Below are 3,921 nucleotides of genomic sequence, written 5' to 3'. Positions count from 1 at the left end.
GCCGCCGCTTCGATGAGCTCGACGAGTTCGACATGGCCGAGCCATGCCAGACCCAGCCATGCCGATGACCTGCGACACGCTATGCCGATGTCGTGAGACACCCCATTCCGATGTCCTGAGCCAGCACACTGTCAGCCCGACGTTCGGTTGGCTCCCGGTCGCCCTGCGGCCGGGAGCCTCCGCATCTGGCGGGGGTTCCGGACGCAGGCGGTCGGCGTCAGGAGCGCTTCTCGGCCGCGGCGTTGCCCTGGCCGGACGCGCCGGTCCCGGACTCGACCACGCGGCTGAACCGCTCCCAGGCGGCCTGGCGGGAGACCCCGAGCGCCTTGCCGATCTCGGCGTAGGAGATGTGGCGCTCGCGGATCCTGGCGACCCAGGCACGCAGGTAGCGGTCGACCTGCGTCGCGGTCGCCGCGATCAGGGGTAGCCGGGCCAGCATGTCTGCGTCCGTCATGTCCTCGTCGGACCAGCCGATGATCGTCGCGTTCACGTTCTCGGGCGCGGCGAACGCCGCGGTGAACTTCTCGAGGCAGTCGGTGCACATGAGGGCACCGAGGCCACCGGCGAATCGGGTGTCGTCGGTGCCACGTTTTCCACAGAATGAGCAGGACCAGGCGGCCGCATCGAGATTCATCAAAGCCCCCCTTGGACGAACTCAGGCGGGATTCACCCTAGCCAACTCGGTTGCCGATGCCCCATCGGGCCTCACCCATAGGTAGGTGGTCCAGTCCGGCGTCATGGTTTGATTGACGGATCGGCAGGTCCGTCTCAGCCGGGTTGCACGTGCGCCACTCTGAGAGGATCGGGGCCATGGCCGACGACCGCGACAGGCGCCCTGCGTCGCTGGAGCCGCCGTCGTTGGAGCCGCGGTCGCTGTTCCGGCGGCGGAAGAAGACGGCCGAGCCCATGGCGGCTGTCCCCGCCGCCGCGCCGGTCCAGGAGGCACCCGACGACACCCCCGTGACGATCTTCGACGACACCTCCGAGCCCACGCCCGTCCCGGCCCCGGTCGCCACCGCACAGCCCGAGGCCGCGGCGCAGCCGAGGCCGCAGCGCGAGCCGTGGCTGGGCGGCACCCCTGCCGCCGCGCTGACCGGTCTGGTCGTCGGCGCCGTGATCGTCGGGGCCACCGCCGGCGCGCTGCGCATCTGCACCGCCGTCAAGGGCACCTCCTCGTGCGGCGGTCAGGGGTTCTTCCTGCTCGTGGCCATCCTGGTCGTCGCCGTGCTGGTCGGCTCCGCCCTGCTGCGCATGGCCGGAGTCCCCGAGCCCGGCAGCACCAGCTTCCTGGCGGTCGGGCTGCTCAGCGTGGTCACGCTGCTGTTCCTGGTCGGCTCGATCTTCGAGTGGTGGATGGCCATCGTCATCCCGCTCGCCTCGGTGGCGACGTTCCTGCTGTCGCACTGGGTCTCCACGACCTTCGTCGAGAGCTCCTGAGACCGGCTCAGACCGTGGCGGCGACCACCAGCTCGGCGATCTGCACCGTGTTGAGCGCGGCGCCCTTGCGGAGGTTGTCGCCGGAGACGAAGAACGCCAGCCCGCGGTCGCCGGGCACCCCGGGGTCCTGACGGATCCGGCCGACGTACGACGGGTCCTTGCCGGCCGCCTGGAGCGGGGTCGGGACGTCGCTGAGCTCGACCCCGGGAGCCTTCGCGAGCACCTCGCGGGCCCGGGCCGGGGTCAGCGGCCGCTCGAACTCGGCGTTGATCGCCAGCGAGTGGCCGGTGAAGACCGGGACGCGCACGCAGATGCCCGAGACCGGCAGGTCGGGGATGCCGAGGATCTTGCGCGACTCGTTGCGCAGCTTCTGCTCCTCGTCGGTCTCCTCGAGCCCGTCGTCGACGATCGAGCCGGCGAACGGCAGCACGTTGTAGGCGATGGTGCGGGCGTACGTCACCGGCTCGGGGAACGCCACCGCCTCACCGTCGTAGGCCAGCTCGCGCGCCTTGTCGCCCACCGCCGCAACCTGGGTCGCCAGCTCCTCGACACCGGCGACACCCGAGCCCGAGACGGCCTGGTAGGTCGACGCGATCAGCCGGACCAGGCCGGCCTCGTCGTGCAGCGCCTTGAGGGGCGGCATCGCGGCCATGGTCGTGCAGTTGGGGTTGGCGATGATGCCCCGGCCCGCCGCGATCACCCCGGCGGCGTCCTGCGGGTTGACCTCGGAGACGACCAGCGGGATATCGGGGTCCTTGCGGAACGCGCTGGAGTTGTCGATCACGATCACCCCGGCTTCCGCGAACGACGGCGCGAGCGCTCGCGAGGTCGTCGCGCCGGCCGAGAACAGCGCGATGTCCAGCCCGCTCGGGTCGGCGGTCGACGCGTCCTCGACGGTGATGCTCTGCCAGCCGTTGGGGCCCGCGAACGGCAGCGTGGTGCCGGCCGAGCGCGGCGAGGCGAAGAAGCGGACGTCCCCGACCGGGAAGTCACGCTCGGCCAGGATCTGGCGCATCGCGACCCCGACCTGCCCGGTCGCGCCGACGACGCCGATGTTGAAGGTCCTGCTCATCGGCCGGTGCCTCCGTAGACGACCGCCTCGACCTCGTGGGCGTCGAGGTCGAAGGCACTGTGGGTGGCGCGCACGGCGTCGTCGACCTGGCCCTCGTCGACGATCACCGAGATCCGGATCTCCGAGGTGGAGATCATCTCGATGTTGACGCCGGCCGCGGCCAGAGCCGAGAAGAACTTCGCGGTAATGCCCGGGTGGGAGCGCATGCCGGCACCGATCAGCGAGACCTTGCCGATCTGGTCGTCGTAGAGCAGCTTGTCGTAGCCCACCTCGTCCTGGATCTTGGCCAGCGCCGACATCGCGGTGTTGCCGTCGGCGCGCGGCAGCGTGAACGAGATGTCGGTGAGGCCGGTGGCGGCTGCCGAGACGTTCTGGACGACCATGTCGAGGTTGATCTCGACCGAGGCCAGCGCCTCGAAGATGCGGGCGGCCTCGCCGACCTTGTCGGGTACGCCGACGACGGTGATCTTCGCCTCGCTCCGGTCGTGTGCGACTCCGGCGATGATGGCCTGTTCCACGGGCTCTTCTCCCTCGGGTACGGGGACGATCCAGGTGCCCTCCTTGGTGGAGAAGGAGGAGCGGACATGGACCGGCATCTGGTAGCGGCGGGCGTACTCGACGCACCGCAGGTGGAGGATCTTGGCGCCCGACGCGGCCATCTCGAGCATCTCCTCGGTGGAGACCCGGTCGAGCTTGCGGGCCGTCGGCACGATCCGCGGGTCGGCGGTGAACACACCGTCGACGTCGCTGTAGATCTCGCAGACCTCGGCGCCCAGCGTCGCGGCCAGCGCCACCGCGGTGGTGTCGGAGGCGCCGCGGCCGAGCGTGGTGATGTCCTTGGTGTCCTGCGAGACGCCCTGGAAGCCGGCCACGATCGCGATCGCGCCGTCGCGGATCGCCGCCTCGATCCGGCCCGGCGTGATGTCGATGATCTTGGCCCTGCCGTGCGCGGAGTCGGTGATCACGCCGGCCTGGGAGCCGGTGAACGACCGCGCGGTGAACCCGAGGTCGGAGATCGCCATCGCCACCAGCGCCATCGAGATGCGCTCGCCCGCGGTGAGCAGCATGTCGAGCTCGCGCGGGGGCGGCAGCGGCGTCACCTGCTCGGCGAGGTCCCGCAGCTCGTCGGTCGTGTCACCCATGGCCGAGACCACCACGACGACGTCGTGGCCGGCCTTGCGGGTGGCGACGATGCGTTGCGCGACTCGCTTGATCCCGGCCGCGTCAGCGACGGACGAGCCGCCGTACTTCTGCACGACAATGCCCACTGGTAGTCCTCGAGGGTCGGTTGGCATCTCCCGGCCGCCCGTCCCGGTCGTCGACCGGGACCACGCCGCGCTGCGCCGCGACCGCTGGCGAGTCTACCGGGGCGCCGAGCCCTCCGAGCCGAGCATCTCAGCGTCGAGCATCTC

4 protein-coding genes are annotated in these 3,921 nt (G+C 70.7%); 1 reads left to right on the top strand and 3 read right to left on the bottom strand.

Annotated features, from left to right (window positions below; genetic code table 11):
* Nucleotides 1-217: 217 nt before the first annotated feature.
* Nucleotides 218-544, bottom strand: coding sequence for a hypothetical protein (locus VFV89_RS07770; RefSeq protein WP_329705350.1), 327 nt, complete (start codon nt 542-544; stop codon nt 218-220).
* Between the two features lie 266 nt (nt 545-810).
* Here VFV89_RS07770 and VFV89_RS07765 point away from each other — a divergent pair, with 266 nt between their 5' ends.
* Complete coding sequence (locus VFV89_RS07765) at nt 811-1,437, top strand: hypothetical protein (protein ID WP_329705349.1); 627 nt, start codon at nt 811-813, stop codon at nt 1,435-1,437.
* 7 nt (nt 1,438-1,444) lie between these two features.
* Here the strand turns inward: VFV89_RS07765 and VFV89_RS07760 are convergent, their stop codons facing one another.
* Together VFV89_RS07760 and VFV89_RS07755 are read right to left on the bottom strand one after the other, a co-directional pair.
* Nucleotides 1,445-2,509 carry an aspartate-semialdehyde dehydrogenase gene (locus VFV89_RS07760; protein ID WP_329705348.1) on the bottom strand — a complete coding sequence of 355 codons (1,065 nt, stop codon included), beginning with the start codon at nt 2,507-2,509 and terminating at the stop codon, nt 1,445-1,447.
* Nucleotides 2,506-3,804, bottom strand: a complete 1,299-nt coding sequence (locus tag VFV89_RS07755; RefSeq protein ID WP_414690357.1) for an aspartate kinase — start codon at nt 3,802-3,804, stop codon at nt 2,506-2,508. Before VFV89_RS07755 ends, VFV89_RS07760 begins: the two co-directional genes overlap by 4 nt.
* Nucleotides 3,805-3,921 lie beyond the last annotated feature (117 nt).

Source organism: Nocardioides sp. (genome assembly GCF_036274455.1).
In the GTDB taxonomy this organism is placed as follows: Bacteria; Actinomycetota; Actinomycetes; order Propionibacteriales; family Nocardioidaceae; genus Nocardioides.
The sequence above is the reverse complement of the archived record's forward strand: the minus strand, read 5'-3'. Positions and strand labels throughout refer to the sequence as shown.

Excerpts from the sequence above, each read along its gene's own strand:
- VFV89_RS07770 (WP_329705350.1), bottom strand. The coding sequence starts at position 544 with ATGTGCACCGACTGCCTCGAGAAGTTCACCGCGGCGTTCGCCGCGCCC.
- VFV89_RS07765 (WP_329705349.1), top strand. The coding sequence starts at position 811 with ATGGCCGACGACCGCGACAGGCGCCCTGCGTCGCTGGAGCCGCCGTCG.
- VFV89_RS07760 (WP_329705348.1), bottom strand. The coding sequence starts at position 2,509 with ATGAGCAGGACCTTCAACATCGGCGTCGTCGGCGCGACCGGGCAGGTC.
- VFV89_RS07755 (WP_414690357.1), bottom strand. The coding sequence starts at position 3,804 with ATGCCAACCGACCCTCGAGGACTACCAGTGGGCATTGTCGTGCAGAAG.